The following is a 26,056-nucleotide window of genomic DNA, read 5'->3' on the forward strand; positions in this document are numbered from 1 at the left end:
GGAGGGGTAGTGGAGATGAGCGCGATACCGCAGGACACGACCCGCCGCGGCGAGTTCGCGCATCCGGCGCTCCTCTACCGCGGCAGCGACGCCTACCTTGCCGGAACCGTGCCCTTCATCACCGAGGGACTCGACCGGGGCGAGCCGGTCGCCGTCGCCGTTCCCGGCCCGAATCTGGCCCTGCTCGAGAAGGCGCTCGACGACCGCGCCGGCGAGGTGAGCCTGCTCGACATGACACGGGCCGGCCGGAATCCGGGCCGGATCATCCCCGGCGTGCTGCGGGCCTTCGCCGACGCCCACCCCGGCCGCCGGGTGCGGATCATCGGCGAGCCGATCTGGCAGGGGCGCTCAGCCACCGAGTACCCGGCCTGCGTCCAGCACGAGGCACTGATCAACCTCGCCTTCGCCGACCGCGACGTCACGATCCTGTGCCCCTACGACGTCGACGGGCTCAGCCCGGACGTCCTGGCCGACGCCGCGGCCACCCACCCGGTCCTCATCGACGACGCGGGCAGCGTCCGCAGCCCGGACTACGCCCCCACCTACATCGTCGCGAAGTGGAACCTGCCGCTGCCCGAGGCCCCGGACGGCGCGCTGACGCTGGCCTTCGACAACGCGACCCTGACCGAGCCCCGGCTCGCCGCGTCCCGGTACGCCGTCGGCGCCGGCCTGGACCTGGGCCGGATCCCGGACGTGGAGCTGGCCGTCAACGAACTGGCCACCAACACCATCCTGCACGGCGGCGGCTCCGGCACTCTGCGGCTGTGGACCGAGGACGGCCACCTCGTCTGCGAGCTGCGCGACCGCGGACACCTCACCGATCCGCTCGTCGGCCGAATCCCGGTCGTGCGCGCCACCCCCGGCGGCCGCGGGATGCTGCTCGTCAACCACCTCGCCGACCTGCTGCGGATGCACACGACGGCGGCCGGCACGACGCTGCGCGTGTACTTCGCCCTCACCGCGTAGGGCCGCCGGTCCGCTCAGCAGGCCGTGCAGGGCCGTCGGTGCCGTCAGCAGGACTGCCGCGGCCGGCTCAGCACGCCGGTGGGGCCGCTCGCGCACTGTCCGCGAGCGGCCCCACCGCCGGTCCTCACACCTTCTGCCGGATCACTCCTGGATCAGCAGCTGACCGCGCAGCCGCGTCAGGGTCCGGGTGAGCAGCCGCGAGACGTGCATCTGCGAGATCCCCAGCTCCGCGCCGATCTCCGCCTGGGTCATCTCGGCGCCGAACCGCATGTTCAGGATGCGGCGGTCGCGGGGGGCGAGCTCGGCCAGCAGCGGTTTGAGGGACTGGAGGTTCTCCACGAACTCCAGCGCGGGGTCGAGGTCGCCGAGCCGGTCGGCCAGCACGCCTTCGCCGCTGCCCTCCTCCTCGCCCGCGGGGATGTCGATGGACCCGGCCACGTAGCCGTTGCTGGCCAGCTGGCCCTCGGTGACCTCCGCGGGAGTCAGGTCGAGCAGCGCCGCCAGCTCGTCGGTGGTGGGCGCGCGGTCCAGCCGGCCGGCCAGCTCCTCGGTGGCCTTGGCCAGCTCCAGGCGCAGTTCCTGCAGCCGCCGCGGTACGTGCACGGCCCAGCTGGTGTCCCGGAAGAAGCGCTTGATCTCGCCGGTGATGTACGGAATGGCGAACGTGGTGAACTCCACCTCGCGCGACAGGTCGAACCGGTCGATCGCCTTGATCAGGCCGATCGTCCCGACCTGCACGATGTCCTCGCGCGGCTCGGACCGGTTGCGGAACCGCCCGGCGGCGAAGTTCACCAGCGATATGTTCAGCTCGATGAGGGTGCTACGGGCGTACTGGTATTCGTGGGTGCCCTCATCGAGCTCCCGCAGCCGGTCGAAGAACAGCTTCGACAGCTGCCGCGCGTCCTTGGGTGCGAGCTTTCCCGGGCACTCCACCCGCGGCAGTTCCACCCGGTCCACGTCCGCCTCCGGCAACCGCACAGCGGTCGGGGAGGTCCTCGTCACTACCGAGCCCGCCATGTCGTCCTCCTCAGGAAGTCCACACCGTCGAGGCCTCGTATACCCCGGCGCTCCGGGCACACACGTGACGGTTCCGGCGGGACCTCAGGCCTCCAGGACGCCGGTGCCGAGCAGGGAGAACAGCAGGACCCCGATGATGATGCGGTAGACCACGAAGAGGTTGAACGAGTGCTTGGCGACGTACTTCAGCAGCCAGGCGATCGACGCGTAGGCGACCACGAACGACACCAGCGTGCCCACGACGAGAGAAATCGTGTCGACACCACCGCCGGTGGCGTCCTTGAGCTCGTAGAGTCCCGCGCCGGTGAGCGCCGGGATCGACAGGAAGAACGAGAGCCGGGTCGCGGCCAGCCGGTCCAGGTCGCGGATCAGGCCGGTGGAGATCGTGGCGCCGGAGCGGGAGAAGCCGGGGAAGAGCAGCGCGAGGATCTGGGAGGAGCCGACGATCATGGCGTCCTTGAGGGTGATCTCGTCCTCCCCGCGCTTGAACCTGGCCATCTGTTCGGCCACCCACATCACGATGCTGCCGCCGATCAGCGAGCCGGCCACCACCCACAGCGAGGCGAGCGGGCCGTCGATGAGCGGCTTGGCGAGGAGGCCGACGACGACGATCGGGATCGTGGCGTAGATGACCCACCAGGCGAACTTGTAGTCGTGGCTGTCGCGTTCGCTCTTGTTGGCGATGCCGCGTCCCCAGGCGCTCGCGAACCGCACGATGTCGCGGAAGAAATAGACCAGGACGGCCGCGATGGCCCCGACCTGGATGACCGCCGTGAAGCCGACCACCGCCTTGTCGTCCACCGGGATGTTCATCAGCCCCTCGGTGATCTTGAGGTGGCCGGTGGAGGACACCGGGAGGAATTCGGTGACCCCTTCCACCACTCCGAGAATGGCGGCTTGGCCGACGCCGATCGCGCTCATTGGTCCCGTCCCTGGAAATTGCGTCGAATGACCGGCTTGGCGGCGCCGTTGTCAACGAGGGCCCTCATGGGCACACCCAACGTCTACAGAATTGTAGACGTTGGGTGTGACTGTAGACGACGGCCCGCCGACCGGGCAGGCCGGGACCAGGGTAGCGAGGGTGCTACGTGATCGAGAAGTCGTCCCCGTAGACGTTGCCCTGGGCGTACCAGCCGTGCAGGTACACGGTGACCGTTCCGGAGGCGCCGGTGGTGAAGGGGACGGTGAGCTTGGTCCAGCCGCCGGAGGACGTCCAGGTGCTCGCCGAAGCACCGCCGCTCACCCCGAGGTAGGCGTAACTGCCCTGCACCCACCCGGACAGTGTGTAGCTGTGGTTCGGCGCCAGGGCGACGCTCTGCCCGCACTGGCCGGTCTGGCCCGACGTGGGCGCCACCAGCAGCGCGTGGGTGCCGGCGTGCGCAGGAGTGGCGACGACCGCTCCCCCGGGCTGGCAGGTCCACGGGGTCAGACTCCCGCTCTCCAGACCGCCGTTGACCAGCACACCCGATCCGCCGGGACCGGTGACGGTGAGGGCGTACGTCGTCGAGTGGCTGCCGGACGCCGCCGAGCCGGTGACCGTCACCGCGTACGTTCCGGCCGCCGCCGTGCCGGAGGCGGTGGCCGTCAGGGTCGCGGACCCGCCGGCGGTGACCGAGGCGGGGCTGACGCCCACCGTCACACCCGCGGGGGCGCCGGACGCCGTCAGGTTGACGGTCTGCGCCGAGCCGGCCGTGACGGCGGTCTTCACCGTCGCGGTCAGCGAGGCGCCGGGGTCCACCGATCCGGCGGCGGGTGCGGTGGTGACCGAGAAGTCATTGGTGACCGGGCCTCCGCCGCCGGTGAACGGCGCGAAGGCGTGGCTGAAGAACCAGGTGCTCTGCGCGATGCCCGAGCAGGAGTCCGATCCCCCGGTGCCGGGGCAGCCGCCGTTGTCGCGCTGGAGTGCCCAGAAGGACAGCGAGGCGATGCCCTTGGAGACGGCCCAGTTGTAGACGGTCGCCGCGTCGGCGGTCCGGAACGTCTCGGCGGGGCCGAAGTCGTCGATGCCGGGCATCTCCGTGATGCCGACCATCCCCCACAGCTGCGCGTCGCTCTTCGCGGGGTAGAGCGTGCCCAGTTGACCGCGCAGGCCGGTGGTGGCGGTCTGGGTGTCGGTCGCCATCTGGTGGGAGGCGCCGTCGTAGTAGTCGAACGTCATCAGGTTCACGACGTCGATGCGGGCGTTGTTCGTCACGGCGTTGCGCAGGACGGCCAGTCCGCTGGAGGCCAGTCCGCTGGTAGTGGTCGGCAGCGTGTAGGAGAACTGGACGGTGCGCCCGTTCGCCGCCGCCCAGTCCTCGACCAGCTTGATCGCCTTGTTCCGGCGGTCGATGCCGGCGGTGTTGGTGAGCGAGTTGTCCTCGATGTCGAGGTCGATCCGCGTCACGTCGTAGGTGGTGATGACGTTCTCGAAGGCGGCGGCGATGGAGTTGACGTTCGTGCAGCTGTCCGCCAGCTCGGTGCCGGTGTTGTCCGCGGTGTAACCGCCGAAGGACGGGATGACGTCACCGCCGGCCGCCCGCATGGTCGCGATGTCGGCGCCGAAGCTGGACTGGGCGATCGGCATGCCCGTGTCGCCGTTCCAGTACGGCGTGCAGGAACCCTTCGACGGCGTCTGGATGAACGCCATCGTCAGGTACTTCGCACCGGACTGCGCGGACAGCGCCGACATGCTGTCGCCGTTGTACGCCTCGAAGTACGGCGCGAAGACATGGGTGGGGATCGGGGTCGCGGCATGCGCGGCGGTGCCGCCCGCGACCACCAGGCCGAGGGACGCGGCGGCCGTGGCCAGTGCGGTCAGCAGTACCCGGACGGATCTTGGTCGTCTCATGAACGCTCCCACAGAATGAGCCGGCGAATGGGGGGATACGCGGTGCGGTGTCACGAGGAGAGCCGAGCAGTGCCCATGATTGGACTAGACCAACGGACTGTCAAGGCTCTTTACCATTCGCCCGCGACCGTCTCCCCCAGCAGGCCGAGTGCCACCAACTGCCATGTGGCGAGGGACCGTTCAGCGATCTTGAGGCTTTCCGGTGGGCGGGCCCCGGGCGCACCCTTCCCGCCGGATCCGCGCCCATGAGACCGGGATGCCCCCTACCCCGCGGCCCGATCCGGGAGCAGCATCGACAGTGTGGCGGGATCAGCGGATCTGGCAGCCTGTGACGAGTGCGGCCGTACCGATCGGACGGTCCGCGACCTCGGCCTGCGCGCGCCCCTGGCCCTGTGCGACAGCTGCTTCCGTGCCCTGCTGGACGTACGGGCGCGCCGTCAACCGCTGCCGCTGTCACGGATTCTGGACGATGTACGGCATCGCTCCCCGGGACACGGGTAGGCGCCGTAGGGCCGGGAACCACTCGGCGCACCACGGGTCGTCCCGTCATCGGGTCGTCCGATCGTCGAGGCGGTCTCGTGGGAATCGAGAACCAGGCCGAGAGCACTCCCGACAGGACCGAACGCCGTCCCGTCGGGCACCTCGTGCCACTCACCCAAGGAGTACGACCATGCTGATGGCCCATCCCGCTGTCCTGCGCGACTTACTGGAGCGCTACGAGGCGCTCGCCGCGCAGGTCCGGGGCGACTCGGCCGGGTCGCTGGACCACCGCCGGCTCGAGGACACCGCCTACACCCTGTGCGTGATCACCGGTGTCCGTACGGTCGGCCGGGCGGTCGAGTCCGCCAGGCAACGGCTCGCCGCGGACTCCGGGCCGTCCTCCGCGCCGCAGGCCGTGGCCTCGTAGTTCCGGGTGCCGCGGGGCCGTCACAATGAGGGGGTGACACGGAACAGCGCACGCCCTTCAGTGACGGCCCGGCCCGCCTCGCCCTGCCCCTGCGGACTGGACGCGTCCTACCGCGACTGCTGCGGCAGGCTCCACAGCGGCCAGGCCGCGGCTCCCACCGCGGAGCGGCTGATGCGCTCGCGCTTCAGCGCGTTCGCCGTCCGCGATGCCGCGTACCTGCTCAGGACGTGGCACACCACCACCCGGCCGTCCGGCATCGAGTTCGAGCCGGATCAGCAGTGGACCCGGCTGGAGATCGTCGGGACGACGGACGGCAGCGCCTTCCACACCGAGGGCACGGTGGAGTTCCGCGCCCACTACCGACTGCACGGCCACACGGACTCGCAGCACGAAGTGAGCCGCTTCGTCCGCGAGAACGCGCTCTGGGTCTATCTGGGCGAGGCCACCGCCTAGCGTTCCGCAGTGCGGCCACGCCGCGTGCCGCTCACGGTATGAGGTCGCCGAGCAGCTCGGCGAACTCCTCCGGGGCGATCACCCTGATCCCGAGTTCCGCCGCCTTGGCCCTCTTGGAACCCGCCTTCTCCCCCGCCACCAGCAGACTGGTCTTCTTCGACACGCTCGACGACGCCCTGCCGCCCGCACTCTCGATCAGCTCGTTCATCGCCGTACGGGACAGCTCCGCCAGCGCACCGGTCATGCTGCCGGTGACCACGACCGTCAGGTCCGCCAGCGGGCCGGCCGGAACGGCCTCCTGCGGCTCCGCCGCGCCGTCGGCGTCGCCGTCACCGGGCATCCGCGCCGGCACTCCGGGCTCGGTCATGTTCACCCCGGCGGCCGTCAGCCTGTCGATGAGCGGGGCCAGTTCGGCGATCTGGGCGACGACGACCCTGGCCTTCTCGGCGCCGATGCCGGCAACGGCCTCCAGCGCGGCGGCGTCCGCCGCCCGGATGGCCTCCATCGTGCCGAAGTGCCGGGCGATCCGCCGGGAGATGCTGCGGCCGGTGCCGAGGACGCCGAGCGCGCAGAACACCCGGTTCAGCGGCCGGTCCTTGGCGGCCGCGATCGTCGCCAGCAGTTTGTCGGCGCTCACCTCGCCCATCCGGTCCAGCGCCAGCACCTGCTCGCGATCGAGGGTGAACACGTCGGCGAAGTCGGTGACCTGACCGGACTCCACCAACTGCGTCACGAGCTTGTGCCCCATCCCGTCGATGTCGAGGCAGTCCCGTGCCACCGCGTAGCGGATCGAGGCGAGCTGCCCGCACTCCCGGCCGCGCACACAGCGCCAGCGCTCCTGGGTGGTGTCGATGTCGGAGGCGCAGCGGGGGCATTCGGTGGGGAAGTCGATCGGCGTCTCCGCCCCGGTGCGGAGCTGGACCACCGGGGCCTCGATGCGCGGGATGATGTCGCCGGCCTTGTAGACGGTGACCTGGTCGCCGATCCGCAGGTCCCGGCGGGTGATGTCGGCCGGGTTGTGCAGCGTCGCGTAGGTGACGGTGCTGCCGTCGATCTCGACGGGTTCGAGCACGGCGCGCGGCGCGATGACACCGGTCCTGCCGACGTTCCATTCCACGGCGAGCAGCCGGGTGACGCGCTCCACGGCGGGCAGCTTGTAGGCGATCGCCCAGCGCGGGGCCCGGGAGCTGAAGCCGGCCTTCTCCTGGTCGGCCGGGTTGTCCGCCTTGATCGCCACTCCGTCGATGCCGAACGGCAGCGCGGCCCGCAGCGCGGCGATCTCCTCGACGCGGCTCTGGACCTCCTCGATCGAGGCACAGGTGCGCAGCCCCACGGGAGTGGCCGCGGTGGTCTGCACACCCGCCTCCGCGACGATCTCCATGACACGGCTGTGGGCCAGCGCCGCGAGTTCCGCCGAACCGTCCTCCAGCGGCAGTCCCGAGTAGGCCCAGAACGTCATCTCGATGACGTACGGCCGTTCCTTCGCCCGCAGGGTGCCGGCCGCACCGTTGCGGGGGTTGGCGAACGGGGTGGCACCGAACTCGGCGCGTACGAGGTTGGCCTGCTCGAACTGCTCGGTGGTGAGCAGCACTTCACCGCGGACCTCGAACGTCACCGGGGTGTCGAGCCGGTCCGGCAGTCCGGCGATGGTCCCGATGGCGTGCGAGACGTCCTCGCCATAACTGCCGTCGCCACGGGTGACCAGCTGGACCAGGCGGCCCTCCCGGTAGCGCGCGGCGACGGCGACCCCGTCCAGCTTCGGTTCGACCGCGTAGCCGCCTGTCACCGGTCCGCCGAGCCGCTTGGCCAGGGAGTCCGCCCAGGCCGAGAGTTCGGCACCGTCGAAGACGTTGTCCAGTGACATCATCCGCGCCGAATGTTCCACCTCACCGGCCGGCACCGCGCCGCCCGCGACCTTGCCGGTCGGCGACGCCGGCACGATCTCGGCGGGGTGCTCGGCCTCATAGGCCGCGATCGCCCGCGCCAACCGGTCGTACGTGGCATCGTCGAGGCGGGAGTCCCCGCCGCTGTAATAGGCGGCGGACGCTTCGGTGGCCTCGGTGACGGCCCGCGCGTACGACTCGGCGTCGGCCAGCTGGGCCGTGGTGATCTCGGTCATGAGGACATCGTGCCGCCCGCCACTGACAATGCGCCGTGGCGGCGTGGAAGAGTGGTTTCCATGAGCCCCACGAACCCCGTCGAACCCGCGGAACCGGATGGACCCGCGGAACCGGCGGGACCGGCCGGCCGCGACGGCTCCGCCGGACCGCCCGACACCGTCGCCGAGCCGGAGGGCGGCGAGTCCGCCTGCTGGCTCGACCGCGTCTGCCCGCAGTGCGACGCGGTGTCCGACGGACCCCCGCCGGCCCGCTGTCCGCGATGCGGCGCCGGGCTGCGTGGCTAGGCTGCCCTAGAGCGCGTCGCCCGCGGGTCCGAGGGTGATGACGGCCGCACTGCCCTCGGACCGCACGGCCCCGACCTCGCTACCCGTCCCCGACACGAAGACCGCGTCGAAGCGGTCGAGCCGGCCGTCCTCAGAAGCGACGGCGGGGACGAGAGCGGGGTCGGCGAAGAACCCGACGTCGTCGGTCAGGGCGACGAGGAGCACGGAACCGTTCACGGGGACCTGGGCCGTGTGCGTGCCGTCCACGATCCCGACCGTTGCCGCCGCCCGTCCGCGCCGGATCATCACATTGAGATTGACGATGGGGCCGCCCGTCAGCCGGCAGTCGGTGACGGCGTCGCCGGGGAACGCGAACGGGCGCAGCGGACGGATCGGCGGGTGGATGGCACCGTCGATCGTCAGCACCATTCCCGGGCCGTCGACCACGGTGATGATCCTGTCGACATCCGGGAGGGCCGAGTACGGCCCGTCCCCCACGACATCGGCGAGGCTCACCCGCCAGCCGAAGTCGGCCAGGCCCGCGTGCGCCGGGTCCACCGTGATCTCACGCGTCACGCCGCCACCGTTGCTCCAGGGCGTCGGCACACGGTCACCGGCCCGCAGAATCCGCGCTTCCATGCCGTTGATCGTCGCGGCGCGGCCCTCTCGCGTCAAATGGTCCGCCGCCGCGTAATCGCCCCAACCCGCGCATCCCACACATCTGCGGATATCCACCCCCACCTGCGATTTCCCTGAATGCAAACGGTGTTGCCGGGTAGGGGCGGCCCTCATGTGGCGTCACGCACCAGGTGACGCACGTGACCGAAGGGACCATCCATGTCGCAGCGCAGCGCCTTCTCCCGCAGAGGATTCCTGCTCGGGACCACCACCTTGACGGGTATGGCGGTGGTACCGGGGCTGCTCACGGCGTGCAGCCGCACCGAGACCGGAACAGGAGCGCCGAAGGGCGAGGGCGACCTGTTGGCGAAGCTCAGGAAGCAGGGATACGTGCGGGTCGGGTTCGCCGGCGAGGCGCCGTACGGGTTCAAGGACGGCACCGCGCTGGCCGGTGAGGCCCCGACCCTGCACAAGGAGATCTTCACCGCGCTCGGGGTGGCCGACCTCCGTCCCACCCTCACGGACTTCGGCGCCCTCATCCCCGGACTGGCGGCGGACCGTTTCGACGTGGTGAGCGCCGGGATGGCGATCACACCGGAGCGGTGCGACAAGGTCATCTTCTCGGAACCGGAGTTCATCTCCCCCACCGCGCTGATGGTGCGCAAGGGCAATCCCAAGGGCCTGAGCGACCTCGCCTCGTGCGCCGCGAAGGGCGCCACCGTAGGAGTGCTGACAGCGGCGGTCGAGGCCGGGTACGCCGCCGGGGCCGGGGTCGGGGACTCCAAGGTCAAGTCGCTGGCCAAGCAGCAGGACGGGCTCGACGCGCTGGTCGCGGGACGGATCGACGCGTTCGCCCTGACCGGGATATCCCTGCGCTGGCTGGCCAAGACCAACAAGGGCGCGGACGTCGAGGTGCTCGAACCGTTCGTGCCGGAGCTGAAGGGCAAGAAGCAGTACAGCCCCGGCGGCGCCGTCTTCCGGCAGAACGCCACCACACTGCGGGACGCGTTCAACGGCCAGTTGAAGAAGATCACCGGCGACCCCGAGCACTATGTCGCGCTGATCGGGAAGTACGGCTTCACCAAGCAGGAGGTACCGCCGGCCACCCTGCGGACAGCCGACCTGTGCAAGGCGTGATGGGCACACCTGATGAGCGAATTCCTCACACAGTTCTCCCGGTCCCTGCCGAGTGTGTGGCAGGGCGTCTCCGTCACCCTCCAGGCCACCGTGCTCAGCGCGCTGCTGGCCCTCGTCCTCGCCTTCGTCCTCGGCTTCATGTCCCGCTCGGACCAGCTTCTCGTCCGGGGTCTGTCGCGGGTGGTCGTCGAGTTCCTCCGCGGCACCTCCCTGTACGTCCAGCTGTTCTGGCTGTTCTTCGCGCTGCCGATCCTCGGGTTCAAGCTTGAGCCGCTGGCCTGCGCCGTCGTGGCCTTCGGTCTCAACTACGGCGCCTACGGCTCCGAAGTGGTGCGCGGCGCGCTGAACGCCGTACCCCAGGCGCAGTGGGAGGCGGCCGTCGCGCTCAACCTGAGCCCCTGGCAGCGGATGCGCCGGGTGATCCTGCCCCAGGCCTGGGTCCAGATGATCCCGCCCTTCAACAACCTGCTCATCCAGCTGCTCAAGAGCACACCGCTGCTGTCGTTGATCACCATCTCCGATCTGACGTTCCAGATGGACCAGTTGCGCTCGACGACGGGCAACACCGCGGCCGCGTACGTGACGCTCCTGGTCATCTACTTCGTGCTCGCCTACGCGCTGACGCTGCTGATGAACGCCCTGGAGGCAGTGGCCAAGGCCCGGCTGGGCCAGGGCAGCGGACTGCGCCACGTCCTCAAGCCGCCGTCCGCCGGCATCACGGATCCCGACGGCCGCGCCGCAAGGGCGGGTGGTGTGTGATGTGGGACTGGAACACCGCCCGAGAGGGACTGCCCGTGGTCCTGCACGGCTTCGGGATCACCCTGCTCGCCACGGTGCTCGGATCCGTCGTCGCCATGGTGCTCGGGCTGCTGATCGCCGTGCTCCGCCGCGCCCCGACCCGATGGGTCACCGTGCCCGTCCGCATCGTCGTGGAGTTCGTACGCTCCACCCCGGTGATGATCCAGCTGTTCGCCGTCTGGGTGCTCGTGCCCGGCCTGGATCCGCTGACCATCGGCATCGCCGTCCTCGGCATCCACTACGCGATGTACACCTCCGAGGTGTACCGCGCCGGAATCGACGCCGTACCCCAGGGGCAGTGGGAGGCGGCCGTCGCGCTCTCGCTGCCGCGCGGCCGGGTGTGGCGCGCGGTGATCCTGCCGCAGGCCGTCCGCAAGGTCGTTCCGGCACTGGGCAACTACGTGATCTCCATGTTCAAGGAGACGCCGTTCCTCTCGGTGATCACCGTGCAGGAGATGGTCCACGAGGCGAACGAATACGGCAGCGTCCACTTCGCCTATCTGGAGGCCTTCACCCTCGCCGCCGCGATCTTCCTCGTGGCGAGCTACCCGACCTCGATGCTGATGAGAAGACTGGAGAAGCGCCTTGCTCAGTGACACCGACCCCAAGGAAGAGACCGGCCCCGGCAGCCACGCCGAGGCCGTGGACGACGCGCTCACCAACAAGGGCGACGCTCTCCGCAACGATTCCCCGGCCAACGATTCCCCGGTCGCGGACATGGTCCGCTTCGACCAGGTGGTGAAGCGGTTCGGCGACCACACGGTCCTGGACCAGCTCGACTTCGGGCTGCGACGAGGTGAGCGGGTGACGCTCATCGGGCCGAGCGGCTCCGGCAAGACCACCATCCTGCGGCTGCTCATGACCCTCGAACGCGTCACCGAAGGCACCATTCATGTCGACGGGGAGCCCTTCTCCCACATGCCGGGCGGCCGGGACGGACTGGTGCCCGCCAACGAGAAGTACCTCCGCGAACGCCGGCGCCGGATCGGCATGGTCTTCCAGCAGTTCAACCTGTTCCCCAACATGAAGGTGCTGGAGAACGTCACCGAGGCGCCGGTCCACGTCCTCGGCCTCAGCCGCGACGAGGCCGCGGAACGCGGCCGCGAACTGCTGGACCTGGTGGGCCTCGCCGACAAGTGCGACGCCCATCCGACCCAGCTCTCCGGCGGCCAGCAGCAACGCGTCGCCATCGCCCGCGCGCTCGCCATGCGGCCCGACATCCTCCTCCTCGACGAGGTGACGTCCGCGCTCGACCCGGAGCTCGTGGCAGGTGTGCTCGACGTCCTGCGGGACATCGCCCTGAGCACCGACATCACCATGCTGTGCGTGACGCACGAGATGGGCTTCGCCCGCGATGTCTCCGACCGGGTGATGATGTTCGACCACGGCCATGTCCTCGAAGTCGGGCCCCCGGACCAGCTGTTCGAGGCCCCGGAACACACCCGCACCCGCGAATTCCTCAGCGCGGTCCTCTGAAGGACACCCTGCCCCTCTGAGGGGGTGCACCGCGCCGTGGCCGGGCACGCCACCCCGCCCCGCCTCGGTTTCGGGGCGGGGTGGGACGTCGTGACGGCATCACGGCGTCTGACGGCGCCTGGGAGGCGGATGCGCGAACGCCCGCTGAAACGCCGCTTCTCGAATCCGCTCACACCGGGCCGGGCGTGCACGGACGGTGCCTCTGCCGCACCCCTTTCGCCTTCTGTACGGGAGGATCGGGACTGCCTCGAGCTTCCCCCTTCCGGGCCCGCGCGTCACCGTGCGAACACCGTGCGCCGGCGCGCGCCGTTCGCACGGGGCGTGAAAACGGGGCGTGAAAGCGAGCGCCGTCCCGGGGCCGCTCGCGAGGTCGCCAGTGGGGCGCGGGGAACCGGCTTGGGCCACCGGCCAGGGCCTGCAGCACAATGGGTCGATGACTGAGGGAATCGATGCGGCGACCGCTCACGCCTGGGCCGCGCTCGGCGGTCCGGCGGAGCTGGTCGAGGGGGTGTCGTACATCGCGTCACGCGGTGTTCTGCCGTCCCGGCTTCCGGTGCGGGAGCTGGCGCGCGCGACGGTGGGGGTGTGCTCGCTGGCGGCCGCGGAGCTGTTCGCGCGCCGCGCCGGGGGATCCGTACCGGAGGTGCGGGTGGACGAGGGGGCGGTGGCCACCGCCTTCGTCAGTGAACGGCATCTGCGGATCGACGGCCGGAAGCCGACGTCGTTCGCCCCGCTGTCCGGCTTCTGGCCGGCGGCCGACGGCTGGGTCAGGACCCACGCCAACTACCCGCACCACCGCGCCCGGCTGCTGGCCACACTGGAGATCCCGGACGAGGGCGACGACGGCGCACTGGCACAGCGGCTCGCGGACCGGCTGCTGACCCGTCCCGCCCGATGGATCCAGGAGACGGTTCAGGCGGAGGGTGGGCTGGCCGTGGCCGTCGGCATGGCGGAGGGCAGCCGAGCGGAACTCCCCCTCGTCGAGTCCCGTCGGACCGGGGACGGCGCGGCCGCCACCCTGCGGGCCGCGGCGCTGCCGGCCGCCGGCGTCAGGGTGCTCGACCTGACCAGGGTCATCGCCGGACCGGTGGCCACCCGCACGCTGGCGCTGCTCGGCGCGGATGTGCTGCGCGTCGATTCCCCCCGGCTCCCGGAACATCCGGACGCCCACGCCGATACGGGTTTCGGCAAGCGCTCGACGCTGCTGGACCTCGATGTACCCAAGGACCGGCTGCTGTTCGAGGAACTGCTCTCCTCGGCCGATGTCGTGATCACCGGCTACCGGCCGGGCGCCCTGGACCGCCACGGTCTCGCTCCGCGGGCACTGCTGGAGCGGCGGCCCGGACTGATCGTCGCCCAGCTCTGCGCCTGGGGCTGGGAAGGGCCGTGGGCCGGACGCCGCGGCTTCGACAGCCTGGTCCAGGCCGCCTGCGGCATCGCCGGGATCGAGTCCGCACCTGACGGACACCCCGGAGTGCTCCCTGCCCAGGCCTTGGACCACGGCACCGGATATCTGCTCGCCGCCGCGGTGCTGCGCGCGCTCACCGACCGTCAGGACACCGGCGGAGGCCGGCAGCTGCGGTTCTCCCTGGCGGGAACCGCCTCCTGGCTGAGGCACGGTATCCGCCCCGCCGCCACCGACGGTGCGGCCTACGACCCGGGCTCCTGGCTGGCCGAAACGCCCTCCCCGTACGGCCGCCTCCAGTACGCCCGTCCCCCGGTCGGCTACGCCGGCGGCCCCGGCGACTGGACCCGTCCGCCCACGTTGTGGGGCACCGACAGCCCCGGCTGGATCTGATCTCAGCCACCCGACCCGTCCGTCAGCTCCCACCACCGACGAAAGGATTCCCGTGGCCCTTCCTCCGGCCGCCGACCGGTCCGGCGCGCTCGCGCCCGCGCTGGATTCGATGACCCTGCTCGCCGCGGCAGTGATCGTTCACGATGTCGGGAAGCGGCGGGTGGTGCTGCTGCAACGCGGTCCTGGGGCGAAGTACTGTCAGGGCAAATGGGATCTTCCCATCGGCAAGAGCGATCCGGGGGAACCCGTCACCGACACGGCAGCCCGTGAACTGCGGGAGGAGACAGGCCTCGTGGTCGACCCGGCGGCGCTCCGCGTCGCCCATGTCATCCACGGCGCCTGGGGCGTCGAATCCCCCAACGGCTTTCTCACCGTTGTCTTCACCACGCAGAACTGGTCGGGAGAGCCCGTCAACAGCGAGCCGGAGAAGCACTCCGCGGTCCGCTGGTTCGACATCGACGCCCTCCCCGGGAGATGGTGCCCAGCACGGGTCACGCACTGCGCTGCGTCCTCGACGACGGCCCGCGAATCTCGCTGCACGGCTGGCAGGACGGTACTCCGGGATAGCGGGTGTCATGAATCTGCGCGCACCCCTCCGACCTGGTCCGTCGTGAACGTCCGCGCGAATGCGGGGCGTACGGACGGCGACTCGCAGGTGGCCGGTTCGGGATCCGCGGGGATGGATACGTTGCACCACGCGCAACACGCGTTGCGGCGGTCGGCGGACTCTGCTCCCCTGGAGCACCGCACAGCAGCGGACCGGCAACGCAGTATCGGGAGGTGTGTCGCGTGGAGGTCAACGCAGGCATGGGCAGGCGGGGTCTGCTCGCCGCCGCGGCGGCGGCTGCCGCCACGGCGGGACTGGGGTGCGCCCCAGGGGCGACCGCGCGGACGGAGCTGCCTGCGCCCAAGGCGCAGAAACCTTCCGCCGCCGGGACCAAACCGCTCTATCTCGGCGTCTACACCTCGGTGAGCGGAGGCGGCAAGGGCGTCGCACTGACGGCCTACGAGCCCTCGACGGGTGCGATCACGTCCACCGGAGTGGTGACCGGAGTCGCGGATCCGTCCTTCCTGGCCTTCGGCCCGTCCACCGGCACGCTGTACACGGTCAACGAGCGCTCACCCGGCGCCGTGACCGCGATAGCCCTGCGCGGCGGCAGCAACGGCGCACCGAAGGTGCTCGGGTCGCGGCCCACCGGCGGCGACGGACCGTGTCATCTGTCCGTTCACCCGGGCAGCCGATACCTGCTCAGCGCGAACTACGACTCGGGCAGCGTCGCCGTGCACCCGATAGGCCAGGACGGGAAGCTGGGCGCGCGGACCGCGCTCTTACGGCACAGCAGCCCACCGCCGGGACCCGGGCAGGACGGGCCGCACGCCCACCAGATCATCACGTCGCCGGACGGCCGCTTCGTCCTCGCCGTCGACCTCGGCAACGACACCGTGTACACGTACCAGCTCGACGAGACGGCCGGCACACTGCACCAGGTCTCCTTCGCCGCGCTGCGCCCCGGCGCCGGACCGCGGTCGCTGACCTTCCACCCCGGCGGCACGTTCGCGTACCTGGCGAACGAGCTGGACAACACCGTCGTGGTCTGCGCGTACAACGCCGCGACCGGGAAGCTGACCCCCGGCGCGCCCCAGTCCACCGGGACCGGGAGCGTCAAGAGCTACCCGGCGCAGCTGCTGGTGACCGCCGACGGGGCGTTCGCGTACCTCGCCAACCGCGGCCACAACAGCATCACCCGCTATGCCGTCGAGTCCGTCGGCGCGACCCTGCGCCTACTGGACACGGTGCCGGTGGGCGGCGACTTCCCGCGGCACATCGCCTTCGACCCGACGGGCCGGCTGCTCTTCGCCGCCAACCAGAAGTCCAACACGGTCACCGTCCTGAATGTCGACACCAAGACCGGGAAACTGACTCTGGCCGGAAAGCCGTTCGCCGCTCCTGGGGTGGTGTGCGTACTGCCGTCGCTGTAGTCCCCCATACCGCCGGAGTTGCCACCGGGCTCATCGGCGGCGCTCCAACTCCCCCGTAAGCGGGGGCCCTCGACCCGGAAGCGCATCGCGCTTCCGGGTCGAACTTCTTGACATGTCCTGTCAGTACCGCTGTGATGTGGTTGCTTTCGTTCGACCCCGTTGAATTGTGCGCCATTTACCCCCGCATGGAGCCGCACATGCAGCCCGAACGTCACACCATCAGACAGCGTTTGGCGGCCCTGGCCGCCTCCCTGGCCCTCATCACGGGAGGTGGAGTGCTCGCCGCCACCGCCGCCGTGACCGTGCAACTGGCCACGGCGGCACCCGCCGCGGCCGTCGACAACGGCCTCGCACTGACCCCGCAGATGGGATTCAACAACTGGAACTCCACCCACTGCCGGGCGGAGTTCAACGAGACGATGGTCAAGGGCATCGCCGACATCTTCGTCTCGCAGGGCCTGAAGAGCGCCGGTTACAGCTATGTCAACATCGACGACTGCTGGGCGCTGCCCAACCGTGACGGCGCCGGAAACCTCGTCCCCGATCCGGCACGCTTCCCCAACGGCATCAAGGCCGTCGCCGACTACGTGCACTCCAAGGGGCTCAAGTTCGGCCTCTACTCCAGTGCCGGGACCAAGACCTGCGACACCCTCGGCTTCCCCGGCGGCCTCGGCCACGAGCAGCAGGACGCCAACCTGTGGGCGTCCTGGGGTGTCGACTACCTCAAGTACGACAACTGCAACAACACCGGTGCGGACGCCCAGACCCGGTACAAGGCCATGGGCGACGCCCTCAAGGCCACCGGCCGCCCGATCCTCTACAGCATCTGTGAATGGGGCTCCAACCAGCCCTGGAACTGGGCCGCGAACGTCGGCAACTCCTGGCGCACCACCGGCGACATCAGCGACTCCTGGTCCAGCATGATCGGCATCGCCCACCAGAACCAGTCGCTCGCCCCGTACGCCAAGCCGGGCGCCTGGAACGACCCGGACATGCTCGAGGTCGGCAACGGCGGGATGACGGACACCGAGTACCGCACCCACTTCAGCCTCTGGTCGCAGATGGCCGCTCCCCTGCTGATCGGCAGCGATCTGCGCAGCGCGAGCGCCGCGACGCTCGCCATCCTCAAGAACACCGACGTCATCGCCGTCGACCAGGACAGCCTCGGCAAGCAGGGCACCGTGGTGTCCAGCTCCGGCGGCAAGGTCGTGATGACCAAGGCGCTGGCCGGTGGCGACCGGTCGGTGACGCTGACCAACGAGAACGGGTCGGCGCAGACGATCTCGACGACCGCCGAGGCGGCCGGTATCGGCGGCGCGTCCTCGTACGCGCTCAAGGACCTGTGGTCCAAGCAGACCAGTTCCACCACCGGCACCATCAGCGCCTCGGTGCCCGCGCACGGCACCGTGATGTTCCGGGTGACACCCGGCAGCCCCGTCCCGCCGCCGACCGGGATCAACCAGCTCAGCGATCTGCCCTGGACGTCCGCCACCAACGGCTGGGGCCCGGTCGAACGGGACCACAGCAACGGCGAACAGGCCGCCGGTGACGGACGCACCCTCACCATCAACGGCACCACCTACGCCAAGGGCCTGGGCACCCACGCCCCCAGCGAGATCAGCTACTACCTGGGCGGCAGCTGCCGTTCGGTCAACGTCGATGTGGGCGTGGACGACGAGGTGTCCAGTCCGGGCACGGTGATCTTCCAGCTCTACAAGGACGGCACCAAGGTCGCCGACAGCGGCGTGCGGTCGGCCAGTGACGGTCCCAAGCATCTGACCGCCGATCTGACCGGCGGAAGCCAGTTGAAGCTGGTCGTCACCGACGGCGGCGACGGCATCAACTACGACCACGCCGACTGGGCCGACGCCAAGCTGGCCTGCGGCAACGGCCCGGCGGCCGGCACCAGCGCACTCAGTGACCTCAACTGGACGTCGGCGGCCAACGGCTGGGGCCCGGTCGAGCGCGATCACAGCAACGGTGAACAGCCCGCGGGCGACGGACGCACCCTCACGATCAACGGAGCCACCTACGCCAAGGGCCTGGGCACCCACGCCGCCAGCGCCGTCACCTACTACCTGGGCGGCACCTGCACATCCCTGACCACGGATGTGGGGGTGGACGACGAGTCCGCTACCAACGGATCGGTGGTCTTCCAGATCTTCCGGGACGGCACCAAGGTCGCCGACAGCGGTCTGGTCACCGTCAGCGATGCCGCGAAGCATCTGACGGCCGATCTCACCGGCGGTCTCGAGCTGAAGCTCGTCGTCACCGACGGCGGCAACGGCAACACCTCCGATCACGCCGACTGGGCACTTCCCCGCCTCACCTGCGGCTGATCCCGGCACCGGCACGACCGGCCGGACGGACGTGATCCGTTCGACCGCGGTGACCTGAACCACCAGGGCCTGCCCGGCCTCCGGAGTGCGACCGGGCAGGCTCTACCATCTGCGCAACACGGTGATCGCGTTCCGCCGCCGGGCGGCGCCGACGCCGAGGCCAAGGGAGCGCACATGTCCAAGCAGCCCGCAGTCGGTACGCCGGCCCCCGACTTCACCCTGCCCGGGCTCGTCCTCGGTCAGGGCGACGCCGACGCGGAACGGGCCGACTACGCGCTCGCCGGACAGCGCGGCAACCCGCTGCTCCTGGTCTTCTACCCCGGCGACGACACGGCCGTGTGCACCAAGCAGCTGTGCTCCTACACCTCCGACCTGGATCGTTTCACCGGCCTGGGCGCCACCGTGTGGGGCATCAGCCCGCAGGACCTGGACAGCCACGAGTCCTTCGCCCGTAAGCACCGGCTCGGCTTCCCGCTGCTGGCCGACACCGACCGCACCGTGGCCAAGGCCTACGGCATAGCCGTCCCCGGACTCGGTCTGCGCCGCTCGGTCTTCCTGCTCGACGGCGAGGGCAACGTGCGTTGGAAGCACGTCGCGCTGGCCGGTCTCACCTTCGTCACCACCGATGTACTGGCGGAGCAGCTCGCCGCGGTGCAGGCCGGCTGAGCGCCGGCGGGCACGTCCGCCGAACGCCGGACACGGCGCCGGACCGTACTCCATAATCGAACACGCTCCCGTGCAACCACCGGCTGCGTACAGGCGTCCACCCATCAACCGGTAGCTCCGCGGAAATCCCGTGCCGGAGCCCGTCCGATTCGACGAGGTGCGCCCGACAATGTCCGACCCACGAGACCCCAGACGGTCAGAACCCGAGTGGTCCCTTCCCGGCTACCGCGCGCTGCGCGTCCTGGGAGAGGGCGGCAGCGGCAAAGTGGTGCACGCGGTCGATGAGCGCAGCGGCGCCGAGGTCGCGATCAAGTACCTCAACGAGGAGAGCCGGGCGCGGCCCGGCCTCCTCCGCAGCTTCCGCGACGAGGCCCAGCTCCTGCGGCAGCTGGACTCCCCGCACGTGGTGCGCGTCCACGACTACGTGGAGACCGCCGAAGGCGCGGCGATCGTCATGGAGCTCATCGAGGGCGTATCGCTGGGGGCGATGCTGCGGGCGAACGGCGCCGCCGTTCCCGAAGCGGCCCTGTCGGTGCTGAAGGGGTCGCTGCTCGGTCTGGCGGCGGCCCACGCGGCCGGGGTCGTGCACCGCGACTACAAGCCCGGCAACGTGATGGTCTCGAACCACGGCGTCTCCACGCTGGTGGACTTCGGCATCGCGGTCCGGCAGGGCGCCGACGCCCCGAGCGCCGGCACACCGCCCTACATGGCACCCGAGCAGTGGCGCGGTGAGCCGGCGTCACCCGCCACCGATGTCTACGCGGCGACGGCGACGTTCTTCGAATGCCTCACCGGTGAGCGCCCGTACACCGGGGCGACCATGGCGGAGCTGGCGGTCCAGCACATCACCGCGCCGATTCCGGAGCACCGCGCGCCCGAGGAACTGCGGGCACTGATCGGGCACGGGCTCGCCAAGAGCGCCGAAGAACGACCGGTGAGCGCCGCCGCCTTCCTCACCGAACTCGAAGCGGCGGCCGGCGCCGCCTACGGCCCGGACTGGGAGCGCCGCGGACGCCGGGCGCTCGTCGCGATCGTCGCGCTGCTCGCCGCCCTGCTGCCGAGCGCCCTCGGCGACGCCACCGCGCCCCCGCCGCCGACCCCGCCCACCCCGCCCGCTCCTGGCGCCGGCGCGGGCCTGCCGTTCGGCGGCGGCAAGCCGCGACGGCTGCCGCGCGGACGCGTCGCCGCGCTGGTGGGCGGCAGCGTCGCCCTGCTGGCCCTCGCGACGGCCGGCACGGTCGTCGCCCTCGCCGGCACCGGCAAGGCCCCGCACCACACCGACGGCCTCTCGGCTCCGCCCTCCGTCACCACACAGCTCACCGGAACCAGCGAGCCACCCGGCACCACGCCGCCGGGCGGCGCGACGGTCGGCCCGAGCCTCACACCGACGACATCAGCGTCGACGTCCACCACGCCGACACCGACGGACAGCACGACGGGCCTGACGACCCCGCCCACGACACCGCCGACGACCGCACCGCCGGACCCGCCGACGACGGTTCCGACGACGGCGTCGACCACTACGTCGAAGCCGCCGCCCCCGGTGGTCAAATCCGCCTCGGTCGACACGTTCGTGGCTACCCGTGGGTCGAACGCGACAGCCTCGTTCTCCATCGGCAAGGGCAGCACCGGCACCTTCACCATCACGTTGACGTGGTACGACGCGGACAGCAAAGGCAACCCCGTAGCGACGGACGGACCCTCCGAGACGTTCACGTTCAACGGGGAGTACAGCTTCAGCAGGCCCCACACCTTCGACGGCCTCAACTGCAACCGAATGTGGGGTGTGCGGATCTCGACGAAGCCTGCCGCCGCTGAACAGAGCACCGCCTACCGGTCCATCCCGCGGGGTGCCTGCACTCCCCCACCCGTGGGCTGACCGCCCAGCGCGAGCGTTACGGCACTGGGTTGCGCGAGTCGTAGCGCGCAAATCTCGGCTGCAGGGCCGCCAGCGTGATGACGACCGCGATGCACGCCAGCCCCCCGCCCACGATGGCGGTGCCCGGGGAGAAGAGTTCGGCGGCCGATCCGGCGAGGAAGTCGCCCAGGCGGGGGCCGCCCGCGACGACGACGATGAAGACGCCCTGGAGGCGGCCGCGCATGTCGTCGGGGGCTGCGGCCTGGAGCATGGTGTTGCGGAAGACCATGGAGATGGTGTCGGCGCATCCGGCCAGTGCGAGGAAGACGAGTCCGAGCCACAGGTTGCGGGTGAGGCCGAAGACGGCGACGGCCGCGCCCCAGCAGGCGACCGAGACCAGGACGGCGAGGCCCTGGCGGTGGATGCGGCCGAGCCAGCCGGAGAAGAGGCCGCCGAGCAGCGCGCCGACGGCCGGGGCGGCGATGAGCAGGCCTACGGTCTTGGCGTCGCCCGCGAACCAGATGACGGCGATGGCCGGGAAGAGCACGCGCGGCTGAGCGAGCACCATCGCGGCCATGTCGGTGAAGAACGTCATCCGCAGATTGGGCCGGCCGGCCAGGAAGCGCAGTCCGTCCAGCACCGAGACCCATCCGCGACGGGTGCCTGCGGCCGTCGACGCGTCGCGTTCCGGGGTCATCGAGGGCAGGCGCCACATGGCGTAGAGGGAGGCGGAGAAGGTGACCACGTCGATCAGGTAAGCGGCCTGGTAGCCCCACAGGCCGACGAAGACGCCGCCGAGCATGGGCCCCGCCATCGTGCCCAGGCCACCGGCGAGCGAGGCCAGGGCGTTGGCGGCGGGTAGCTGCTCCGGCGGGAGCAGGCGCGGGATCATCGAGGAGCGGGCCGGGGAGTTCAGGGCGAAGCAGACGGACTGCAGGGCGACGATCGCGTACAGCAGCCCGACCTGTCGCAGGTCGAGCAGGGCGGCGCCCGCCAGGACACCGGACAGGACGGTCGCGCCGAGGGCGCTGGCCAGCCCGAGCTTGCGGCGGTCCACGGCGTCGGCGATGGCGCCGCCGTAGAGCCCGAATATGACGAGCGGGACCAGGGAGCAGAGGCCCACCAGCCCTACCGAGAAGCTGGACCCGGTGATCGCGTAGACCTGCAGGGAGACCGCCATCGCGGTCATCTGCTGGCCGATCCAGGAGACCATGTTGCCGAACCACAGCCGGCGGAAGTGCGGGGACTCGCGCAGCGGCGTCAGATCCGCGAACACACGACCGGCGGTACGGCGGGATATCCCGGCGGGTGGCGGGGTGGCGGCCGTGCCTGATGCGGTCTCCCGGGGTTCCCGGGGTTCCGCCGAATCGTCGGATCGCTTGCTTCGGAGCACCCGGCACGGTAACAACCGCTCTCCCGGCCCCTGAGCGGCGGGGTCGGACACCTCACGGGTGCCCAGGGCCCGCAACCCTTGAGGAGCCCTTGAGTGGCGCGCATGTGGACTGGGGTTCTCTTAGGGGTGACCCAGAGAGGAAATCGGCTGGTCGGAACCGTTCGGCGGGCTTACTCTGAGCGGAACGAACAAGCTCATAGGGCAGCAACCAGCGCCCAGAGCCTGTCCCGGGAAGCGTCCAGTCACCATGGCCGCCCTTCCGGCTCCGCACCAGGCGCCACCGCGTCCGCACCCGCTCGATACATATGCCCCACCGGGTGTCCGATGCCCGGTCGTAGGCCGCGTCGGCGCATCCGGTTCACTCGAAATGAATGGAGTGCGCGGTGACACCCGAGAAGACCAAGCAGCGCAACCAGGCCACGCCGGGACTAGGTGAATGGCCTCCGCCGCTGAAGGAAGTGCGAAACCTCGACGTCTGGGCCCGGTCCGCGCCGATCAAGCTGGCGGGCTACGAGGACGACGTGGCCGAGTCGCACATCCTGCGGAGCATCGACTAGATCTACTGGATCGACCGGATCGACGAGTTCGACCTGGCGGACGGACAGCCGCGGTCGCAGGTGGCGTGGGAGCGGATCCCACGCCACCGCCGCATGTGTGGGGCCAGGAGCGGGCACGGAGCGCGACGCGGGCCCGGGACGCAAGCAGGCCCGGGACGGCAGCGGATCCCGGACGGAATCAGGTCCGGGACGGCAGCGGATCCGGGACGGCAGCAGGTCCGGAACAAAAAGGAGCCCCGGCCAGGACGGGGGGACCGGGCCGGGGCAACACGGGGGAAAGGGGCGGTTTCGCGCCACCCTTCGGACTTAGTTTAACACTCAATGAGTGATGTTCGACTCCACTGTTTCCTGCAATTCCGCCGCCTGCGGTTCCCCCGCTTCCCGCTCCGGGGGGATCTACGCTCCGACGCCGGGCTGGAACACCCGGGCGGCCGGGGCGTAGTCGAACGGCGGCTCGGGAGCCGGCACCGCCGGCTCGGCCGTGCGCACCGCCTCCAGCGCGCGCGGCGCGGCGTGCAGACCGCCGAGGGCCTCGCAGAGCTTCCGGGCGTCGACCGGCAGGTCCCGCCGCCAGGCCATCGCCACGACCGGCGAGAACAGCGCCATCCCGGCCCCCAGCGAGCTGTGCACCGAGAGCCGCACCAGCGTGCCGGCGCCGTACGGCAGCAGGTCGAAGCCGTACTCGGGGACCTGCGTGCCCAGCGGGCTCCACATGCGCTGGCCCCGGAACACGATGTGCCGGCAGGGCTCGTAGCCCGCGCACACCAGCCGGTGCTCCCGGTGCCGTCCGGGATAGCGGTAGCGGTACTCGGCGTTCGCGCCCGGCGGCACGGCATCCCCATCGACCCCGGCCACACCCGAGCTCCACAGCGAAAGATTCCGGGCGTCGGCAAGGAAGTCGAAGACCTCTGCGGCCGGCCTCGACACGATCACGCTTGTGGTCACCCTCGGCATCGCAAACCTCCCCGTTGCCGGCCGTGCCGGCTTTGGCTGTTGGCTCAGAGATGCGGGCGGCACGTCGGCGGCCCGGGAGCCACAGGACTGCAGGTTCTCTCTGGGACTCCTCACCGAAATCCTGCATCCCAAAAGCCCGCGTGTCGTGGCAATGCGGCCATTCGGGTGATCAAGGAAGCGGGGGCGCCGAACGGGGCCGTAAGGCGAGGGCTAGCCTTCGAGACGTGGTGGACAAGGAACCCGCGCCGTTCGAGCGCGGAACGGACGGACCCAAGGTCATCGTCGTCGGAGCGGACGGCTCCGATTCCTCGTGGCGGGCGGTGTCCTACGCCGCCGGCCTGGCGCGGCGGCAGAACGCGCTGCTCGCCGTCGTCTATGTACAGCCGGTCATCGTCACCGGCACACTCCTCGGCGCCCCGGTGGCCGAGGTCACCACCGAGGTCGCCGACGAGCTGATGGCCGAGATCCGCCGGTCGGCGGAGCGGCTCCAGGGGATATTCGCCGTGCGCTGGGAATTCCACACCTTCCGCGGCGACCCCTACAACGGGCTGGTCACCGCGGCGGACTCACTCAAGGCCGACGCGGTGGTGGTCGGCGCCTCCGAGCACGCCGGACACCGCATCGTCGGTTCGGTCGCCATCCGGCTGGTCAAGGCCGGACGCTGGCCGGTCACCGTAGTGCCGTAGCCGCCACCGGTGCGTACTTGTAGCCCACCCGGCGGACGGTCACGATGCTGCCGCGGTGCTCGGCACCGAGCTTGCGGCGCAGCCGCGCCACATGCACGTCGACGGTACGGCCGTCGCCCACGTGACCGTAGCCCCAGACCGTGGTGACGAGCTGGTCGCGGGAGTGCACGCGGTGCGGGTTGGCGACGAGATGGGCGAGGAGTTCGAACTCCAGGTAGGTCAGGTCGAGCGGACGGCCGTCCACCGCCGCCGTACGGCGCTCGGCGTCGATCCGTACCCGGGCGCCGGGTTCGTGCGCCGGTTCGGGGACCGCCTCCACCGCGACCGGTCCCACTTCCGCGGGAACCAGGACCAGGTAGCCGACCATCCGCTGCTGGCCGGGAGCGGTCGGCAGTACGTGGCCGGGCGCCGGCATCCAGGTGGCACCGGGCGGCAGGAAGTCGGGGGCGGGCGGGACCTCGTCGGGCCGTACGGCACGCAGCCGCGAGCGCAGCGGGGTGGTGGTCCCGCCGGACCGCTGCTGGGAGAGGCTGACGGCAGGGAGGTTCAGGGACTGGGTGTTCGACATGGGTTCGGCTCTTTCGCGCGAGGGGTCGTTGGCTGGACGACGTATTGCGCGGTACCGGAATCCGTACTGCTGACGGCGACGGCCGGAGGCCGTGGTCCGCAGGTCAGCGGGGAGTGCGGGTCCGCGCGGTGATCGCGCGGCAACACTCTCGGTCGAAGTGGCGTCCCTGCCGGGACGGCCAGAAGGGCTCGAGGTCGGTGCGACCTGTCGCGATGTCAGTGTGGCTGGCCATGGGCCCTATTGAACCAGAAGCCACGCCCCGCGCGGCAGGGGGATGCCAGCGGAACGTGGATTCCGGTCATTTCGGGGCCACTACGGGGTCGCTACGGGTGTGTCACACGGCCTCGCGCGGCTCCACGCGCCTCGCAGGACCTCACATGGGCAGCGGAGCCGGGTCGGGCACCGGCTCCGGATGCGGTGTCGGCTCGGGCTGCGGCAGGGGTTCGGGCGACGGCAGCGGCGGGCCGGGCGGCATGGGACCCGGGCCGGGCTGCGGCACCGGGCGCGGCACCGGGTCCGGCTGAACGGGGTCCGGGGGCTGCGGCGTCGGTTGCGGATCGGGCACCGGGGGAACGCTCGCCCGGATGACGGTCCGGTCGGGACAGTCCATGGACTTCTCCTTCGCGTCGTGTCGTTGTATCGCTCTGTCGGTTTGTCGTCGTTACCGACGCA

Annotated in this window: 23 protein-coding genes and 3 pseudogenes; 17 read left to right on the top strand and 9 right to left on the bottom strand. The window is 70.7% G+C overall.

The genetic code is table 11. The features are described 5' to 3' along the window. Positions 1 to 15: 15 nt before the first annotated feature. Entirely contained in the window at positions 16 to 966 is a 951-nt protein-coding gene (locus tag C8250_RS05830) for an anti-sigma factor RsbA family regulatory protein (RefSeq protein WP_138353399.1), read from the top strand. A 141-nt stretch (positions 967 to 1,107) separates the two neighbouring features. Here the strand turns inward: C8250_RS05830 and C8250_RS05835 are convergent, their stop codons facing one another. From C8250_RS05835 to C8250_RS05845, 3 genes are all read right to left on the bottom strand, one after another. Then, a complete protein-coding gene (locus C8250_RS05835) occupies positions 1,108 to 1,983 on the bottom strand; it encodes a SigB/SigF/SigG family RNA polymerase sigma factor (protein ID WP_138353398.1) in 876 nt (291 codons plus the stop codon). A gap of 84 nt (positions 1,984 to 2,067) precedes the next feature. After that, positions 2,068 to 2,904 (bottom strand): undecaprenyl-diphosphate phosphatase, encoded by an 837-nt coding sequence (locus C8250_RS05840; protein WP_138353397.1) that lies wholly within the window; start codon positions 2,902 to 2,904, stop codon positions 2,068 to 2,070. Between the two features lie 163 nt (positions 2,905 to 3,067). Continuing rightward, entirely contained in the window at positions 3,068 to 4,813 is a 1,746-nt protein-coding gene (locus tag C8250_RS05845; protein WP_138353396.1) for a glycosyl hydrolase family 18 protein, read from the bottom strand. Positions 4,814 to 5,483: 670 nt separating this feature from the next. Here C8250_RS05845 and C8250_RS05850 point away from each other — a divergent pair. Continuing rightward, complete coding sequence (locus tag C8250_RS05850) at positions 5,484 to 5,720, top strand: DUF5133 domain-containing protein (RefSeq protein ID WP_138353395.1); 237 nt, start codon at positions 5,484 to 5,486, stop codon at positions 5,718 to 5,720. A 33-nt stretch (positions 5,721 to 5,753) separates the two neighbouring features. After that, positions 5,754 to 6,173, top strand: a complete 420-nt coding sequence (locus tag C8250_RS05855) for a YchJ family metal-binding protein (protein WP_138353394.1) — start codon at positions 5,754 to 5,756, stop codon at positions 6,171 to 6,173. A gap of 31 nt (positions 6,174 to 6,204) precedes the next feature. Here the strand turns inward: C8250_RS05855 and ligA are convergent, their stop codons facing one another. Then, on the bottom strand, positions 6,205 to 8,292 hold the full coding sequence (gene ligA, locus C8250_RS05860; RefSeq protein WP_138353393.1) for an NAD-dependent DNA ligase LigA: 2,088 nt from the start codon (positions 8,290 to 8,292) through the stop codon (positions 6,205 to 6,207). Positions 8,293 to 8,352: 60 nt separating this feature from the next. Here ligA and C8250_RS05865 point away from each other — a divergent pair, with 60 nt between their 5' ends. Further along, entirely contained in the window at positions 8,353 to 8,577 is a 225-nt protein-coding gene (locus C8250_RS05865) for a hypothetical protein (RefSeq protein ID WP_138353392.1), read from the top strand. 6 nt (positions 8,578 to 8,583) lie between these two features. Here the strand turns inward: C8250_RS05865 and C8250_RS05870 are convergent, their stop codons facing one another. Beyond that, a complete protein-coding gene (locus tag C8250_RS05870) occupies positions 8,584 to 9,195 on the bottom strand; it encodes a HutD family protein (protein ID WP_138353391.1) in 612 nt (203 codons plus the stop codon). Between the two features lie 198 nt (positions 9,196 to 9,393). Here C8250_RS05870 and ehuB point away from each other — a divergent pair, with 198 nt between their 5' ends. The 11 genes and pseudogenes from ehuB (at position 9,394) to C8250_RS05920 (ending at position 21,247) form a co-directional block, all read left to right on the top strand. Continuing rightward, complete coding sequence (gene ehuB / locus C8250_RS05875) at positions 9,394 to 10,311, top strand: ectoine/hydroxyectoine ABC transporter substrate-binding protein EhuB (protein WP_138353390.1); 918 nt, start codon at positions 9,394 to 9,396, stop codon at positions 10,309 to 10,311. Between the two features lie 12 nt (positions 10,312 to 10,323). Beyond that, on the top strand, positions 10,324 to 11,070 hold the full coding sequence (gene ehuC / locus C8250_RS05880) for an ectoine/hydroxyectoine ABC transporter permease subunit EhuC (RefSeq protein WP_138353389.1): 747 nt from the start codon (positions 10,324 to 10,326) through the stop codon (positions 11,068 to 11,070). Beyond that, positions 11,070 to 11,705 (top strand): ectoine/hydroxyectoine ABC transporter permease subunit EhuD, encoded by a 636-nt coding sequence (gene ehuD, locus C8250_RS05885; RefSeq protein ID WP_138353388.1) that lies wholly within the window; start codon positions 11,070 to 11,072, stop codon positions 11,703 to 11,705. The genes ehuC and ehuD overlap by 1 nt, the downstream gene beginning before the upstream one ends. Positions 11,706 to 11,826: 121 nt before the next feature. Then, positions 11,827 to 12,585, top strand: a complete 759-nt coding sequence (gene ehuA / locus C8250_RS05890; RefSeq protein ID WP_138353484.1) for an ectoine/hydroxyectoine ABC transporter ATP-binding protein EhuA — start codon at positions 11,827 to 11,829, stop codon at positions 12,583 to 12,585. 433 nt (positions 12,586 to 13,018) lie between these two features. Then, positions 13,019 to 14,383, top strand: a complete 1,365-nt coding sequence (locus C8250_RS05895) for a CoA transferase (RefSeq protein WP_138353387.1) — start codon at positions 13,019 to 13,021, stop codon at positions 14,381 to 14,383. 109 nt (positions 14,384 to 14,492) lie between these two features. Further along, positions 14,493 to 14,950: pseudogene (locus C8250_RS05900) on the top strand (NUDIX domain-containing protein). 222 nt (positions 14,951 to 15,172) lie between these two features. After that, positions 15,173 to 16,363 carry a lactonase family protein gene (locus C8250_RS05905; protein ID WP_244808987.1) on the top strand — a complete coding sequence of 397 codons (1,191 nt, stop codon included), beginning with the start codon at positions 15,173 to 15,175 and terminating at the stop codon, positions 16,361 to 16,363. A 197-nt stretch (positions 16,364 to 16,560) separates the two neighbouring features. Continuing rightward, positions 16,561 to 18,246, top strand: a pseudogene (locus tag C8250_RS05910) (NPCBM/NEW2 domain-containing protein); the annotation flags it as partial. 33 nt (positions 18,247 to 18,279) lie between these two features. Further along, positions 18,280 to 18,702, top strand: a pseudogene (locus C8250_RS43365) (NPCBM/NEW2 domain-containing protein); the annotation flags it as partial. Positions 18,703 to 18,876: 174 nt separating this feature from the next. Beyond that, positions 18,877 to 19,368, top strand: a complete 492-nt coding sequence (locus C8250_RS05915) for a peroxiredoxin (protein WP_138353385.1) — start codon at positions 18,877 to 18,879, stop codon at positions 19,366 to 19,368. A 169-nt stretch (positions 19,369 to 19,537) separates the two neighbouring features. Further along, entirely contained in the window at positions 19,538 to 21,247 is a 1,710-nt protein-coding gene (locus tag C8250_RS05920) for a serine/threonine-protein kinase (RefSeq protein ID WP_187144746.1), read from the top strand. A 16-nt stretch (positions 21,248 to 21,263) separates the two neighbouring features. Here the strand turns inward: C8250_RS05920 and C8250_RS05925 are convergent, their stop codons facing one another. Further along, positions 21,264 to 22,526 (bottom strand): MFS transporter, encoded by a 1,263-nt coding sequence (locus tag C8250_RS05925; RefSeq protein ID WP_187145255.1) that lies wholly within the window; start codon positions 22,524 to 22,526, stop codon positions 21,264 to 21,266. 476 nt (positions 22,527 to 23,002) lie between these two features. On the opposite strand from C8250_RS05925, the gene C8250_RS05930 reads away from it, so the two are divergent. Further along, positions 23,003 to 23,176 carry a hypothetical protein gene (locus C8250_RS05930; RefSeq protein ID WP_244808988.1) on the top strand — a complete coding sequence of 58 codons (174 nt, stop codon included), beginning with the start codon at positions 23,003 to 23,005 and terminating at the stop codon, positions 23,174 to 23,176. A 396-nt stretch (positions 23,177 to 23,572) separates the two neighbouring features. On the opposite strand, the gene C8250_RS05935 is transcribed toward C8250_RS05930, so the two are convergent. Beyond that, on the bottom strand, positions 23,573 to 24,130 hold the full coding sequence (locus C8250_RS05935) for an SRPBCC family protein (protein ID WP_138354556.1): 558 nt from the start codon (positions 24,128 to 24,130) through the stop codon (positions 23,573 to 23,575). Positions 24,131 to 24,354: 224 nt separating this feature from the next. Between C8250_RS05935 and C8250_RS05940 the strand changes: the two genes are divergently transcribed. Beyond that, entirely contained in the window at positions 24,355 to 24,816 is a 462-nt protein-coding gene (locus C8250_RS05940; protein WP_138354555.1) for a universal stress protein, read from the top strand. On the opposite strand, the gene C8250_RS05945 is transcribed toward C8250_RS05940, so the two are convergent. Together C8250_RS05945 and C8250_RS05950 are read right to left on the bottom strand one after the other, a co-directional pair. Next, positions 24,800 to 25,384: a winged helix-turn-helix domain-containing protein gene (locus tag C8250_RS05945; RefSeq protein ID WP_138354554.1), complete on the bottom strand. Its 585-nt coding sequence runs from the start codon at positions 25,382 to 25,384 to the stop codon at positions 24,800 to 24,802. The genes C8250_RS05940 and C8250_RS05945 overlap by 17 nt on opposite strands. Positions 25,385 to 25,757: 373 nt before the next feature. Then, positions 25,758 to 25,994 (bottom strand): hypothetical protein, encoded by a 237-nt coding sequence (locus C8250_RS05950; protein WP_138354553.1) that lies wholly within the window; start codon positions 25,992 to 25,994, stop codon positions 25,758 to 25,760. Between the last annotated feature and the right edge of the window lie 62 nt (positions 25,995 to 26,056).

The sequence above is a fragment of the Streptomyces sp. So13.3 genome, assembly GCF_005860785.2.
Taxonomy (GTDB): domain Bacteria; phylum Actinomycetota; class Actinomycetes; order Streptomycetales; family Streptomycetaceae; genus Actinacidiphila; species Actinacidiphila fildesensis.

What these genes read in the sequence shown, in the direction of transcription:
- C8250_RS05830 (WP_138353399.1), top strand. Translation starts at nt 16, where the DNA reads ATGAGCGCGATACCGCAGGACACGACCCGCCGCGGCGAGTTCGCGCAT.
- C8250_RS05835 (WP_138353398.1), bottom strand. Translation starts at nt 1,983, where the DNA reads ATGGCGGGCTCGGTAGTGACGAGGACCTCCCCGACCGCTGTGCGGTTG.
- C8250_RS05840 (WP_138353397.1), bottom strand. Translation starts at nt 2,904, where the DNA reads ATGAGCGCGATCGGCGTCGGCCAAGCCGCCATTCTCGGAGTGGTGGAA.
- C8250_RS05845 (WP_138353396.1), bottom strand. Translation starts at nt 4,813, where the DNA reads ATGAGACGACCAAGATCCGTCCGGGTACTGCTGACCGCACTGGCCACG.
- C8250_RS05850 (WP_138353395.1), top strand. Translation starts at nt 5,484, where the DNA reads ATGCTGATGGCCCATCCCGCTGTCCTGCGCGACTTACTGGAGCGCTAC.
- ligA (WP_138353393.1), bottom strand. Translation starts at nt 8,292, where the DNA reads ATGACCGAGATCACCACGGCCCAGCTGGCCGACGCCGAGTCGTACGCG.
- C8250_RS05865 (WP_138353392.1), top strand. Translation starts at nt 8,353, where the DNA reads ATGAGCCCCACGAACCCCGTCGAACCCGCGGAACCGGATGGACCCGCG.
- C8250_RS05870 (WP_138353391.1), bottom strand. Translation starts at nt 9,195, where the DNA reads ATGGAAGCGCGGATTCTGCGGGCCGGTGACCGTGTGCCGACGCCCTGG.
- ehuB (WP_138353390.1), top strand. Translation starts at nt 9,394, where the DNA reads ATGTCGCAGCGCAGCGCCTTCTCCCGCAGAGGATTCCTGCTCGGGACC.
- ehuC (WP_138353389.1), top strand. Translation starts at nt 10,324, where the DNA reads ATGAGCGAATTCCTCACACAGTTCTCCCGGTCCCTGCCGAGTGTGTGG.
- ehuD (WP_138353388.1), top strand. Translation starts at nt 11,070, where the DNA reads ATGTGGGACTGGAACACCGCCCGAGAGGGACTGCCCGTGGTCCTGCAC.
- ehuA (WP_138353484.1), top strand. Translation starts at nt 11,827, where the DNA reads ATGGTCCGCTTCGACCAGGTGGTGAAGCGGTTCGGCGACCACACGGTC.
- C8250_RS05895 (WP_138353387.1), top strand. Translation starts at nt 13,019, where the DNA reads ATGACTGAGGGAATCGATGCGGCGACCGCTCACGCCTGGGCCGCGCTC.
- C8250_RS05915 (WP_138353385.1), top strand. Translation starts at nt 18,877, where the DNA reads ATGTCCAAGCAGCCCGCAGTCGGTACGCCGGCCCCCGACTTCACCCTG.
- C8250_RS05920 (WP_187144746.1), top strand. Translation starts at nt 19,538, where the DNA reads ATGTCCGACCCACGAGACCCCAGACGGTCAGAACCCGAGTGGTCCCTT.
- C8250_RS05935 (WP_138354556.1), bottom strand. Translation starts at nt 24,130, where the DNA reads ATGCCGAGGGTGACCACAAGCGTGATCGTGTCGAGGCCGGCCGCAGAG.
- C8250_RS05945 (WP_138354554.1), bottom strand. Translation starts at nt 25,384, where the DNA reads ATGTCGAACACCCAGTCCCTGAACCTCCCTGCCGTCAGCCTCTCCCAG.
- C8250_RS05950 (WP_138354553.1), bottom strand. Translation starts at nt 25,994, where the DNA reads ATGGACTGTCCCGACCGGACCGTCATCCGGGCGAGCGTTCCCCCGGTG.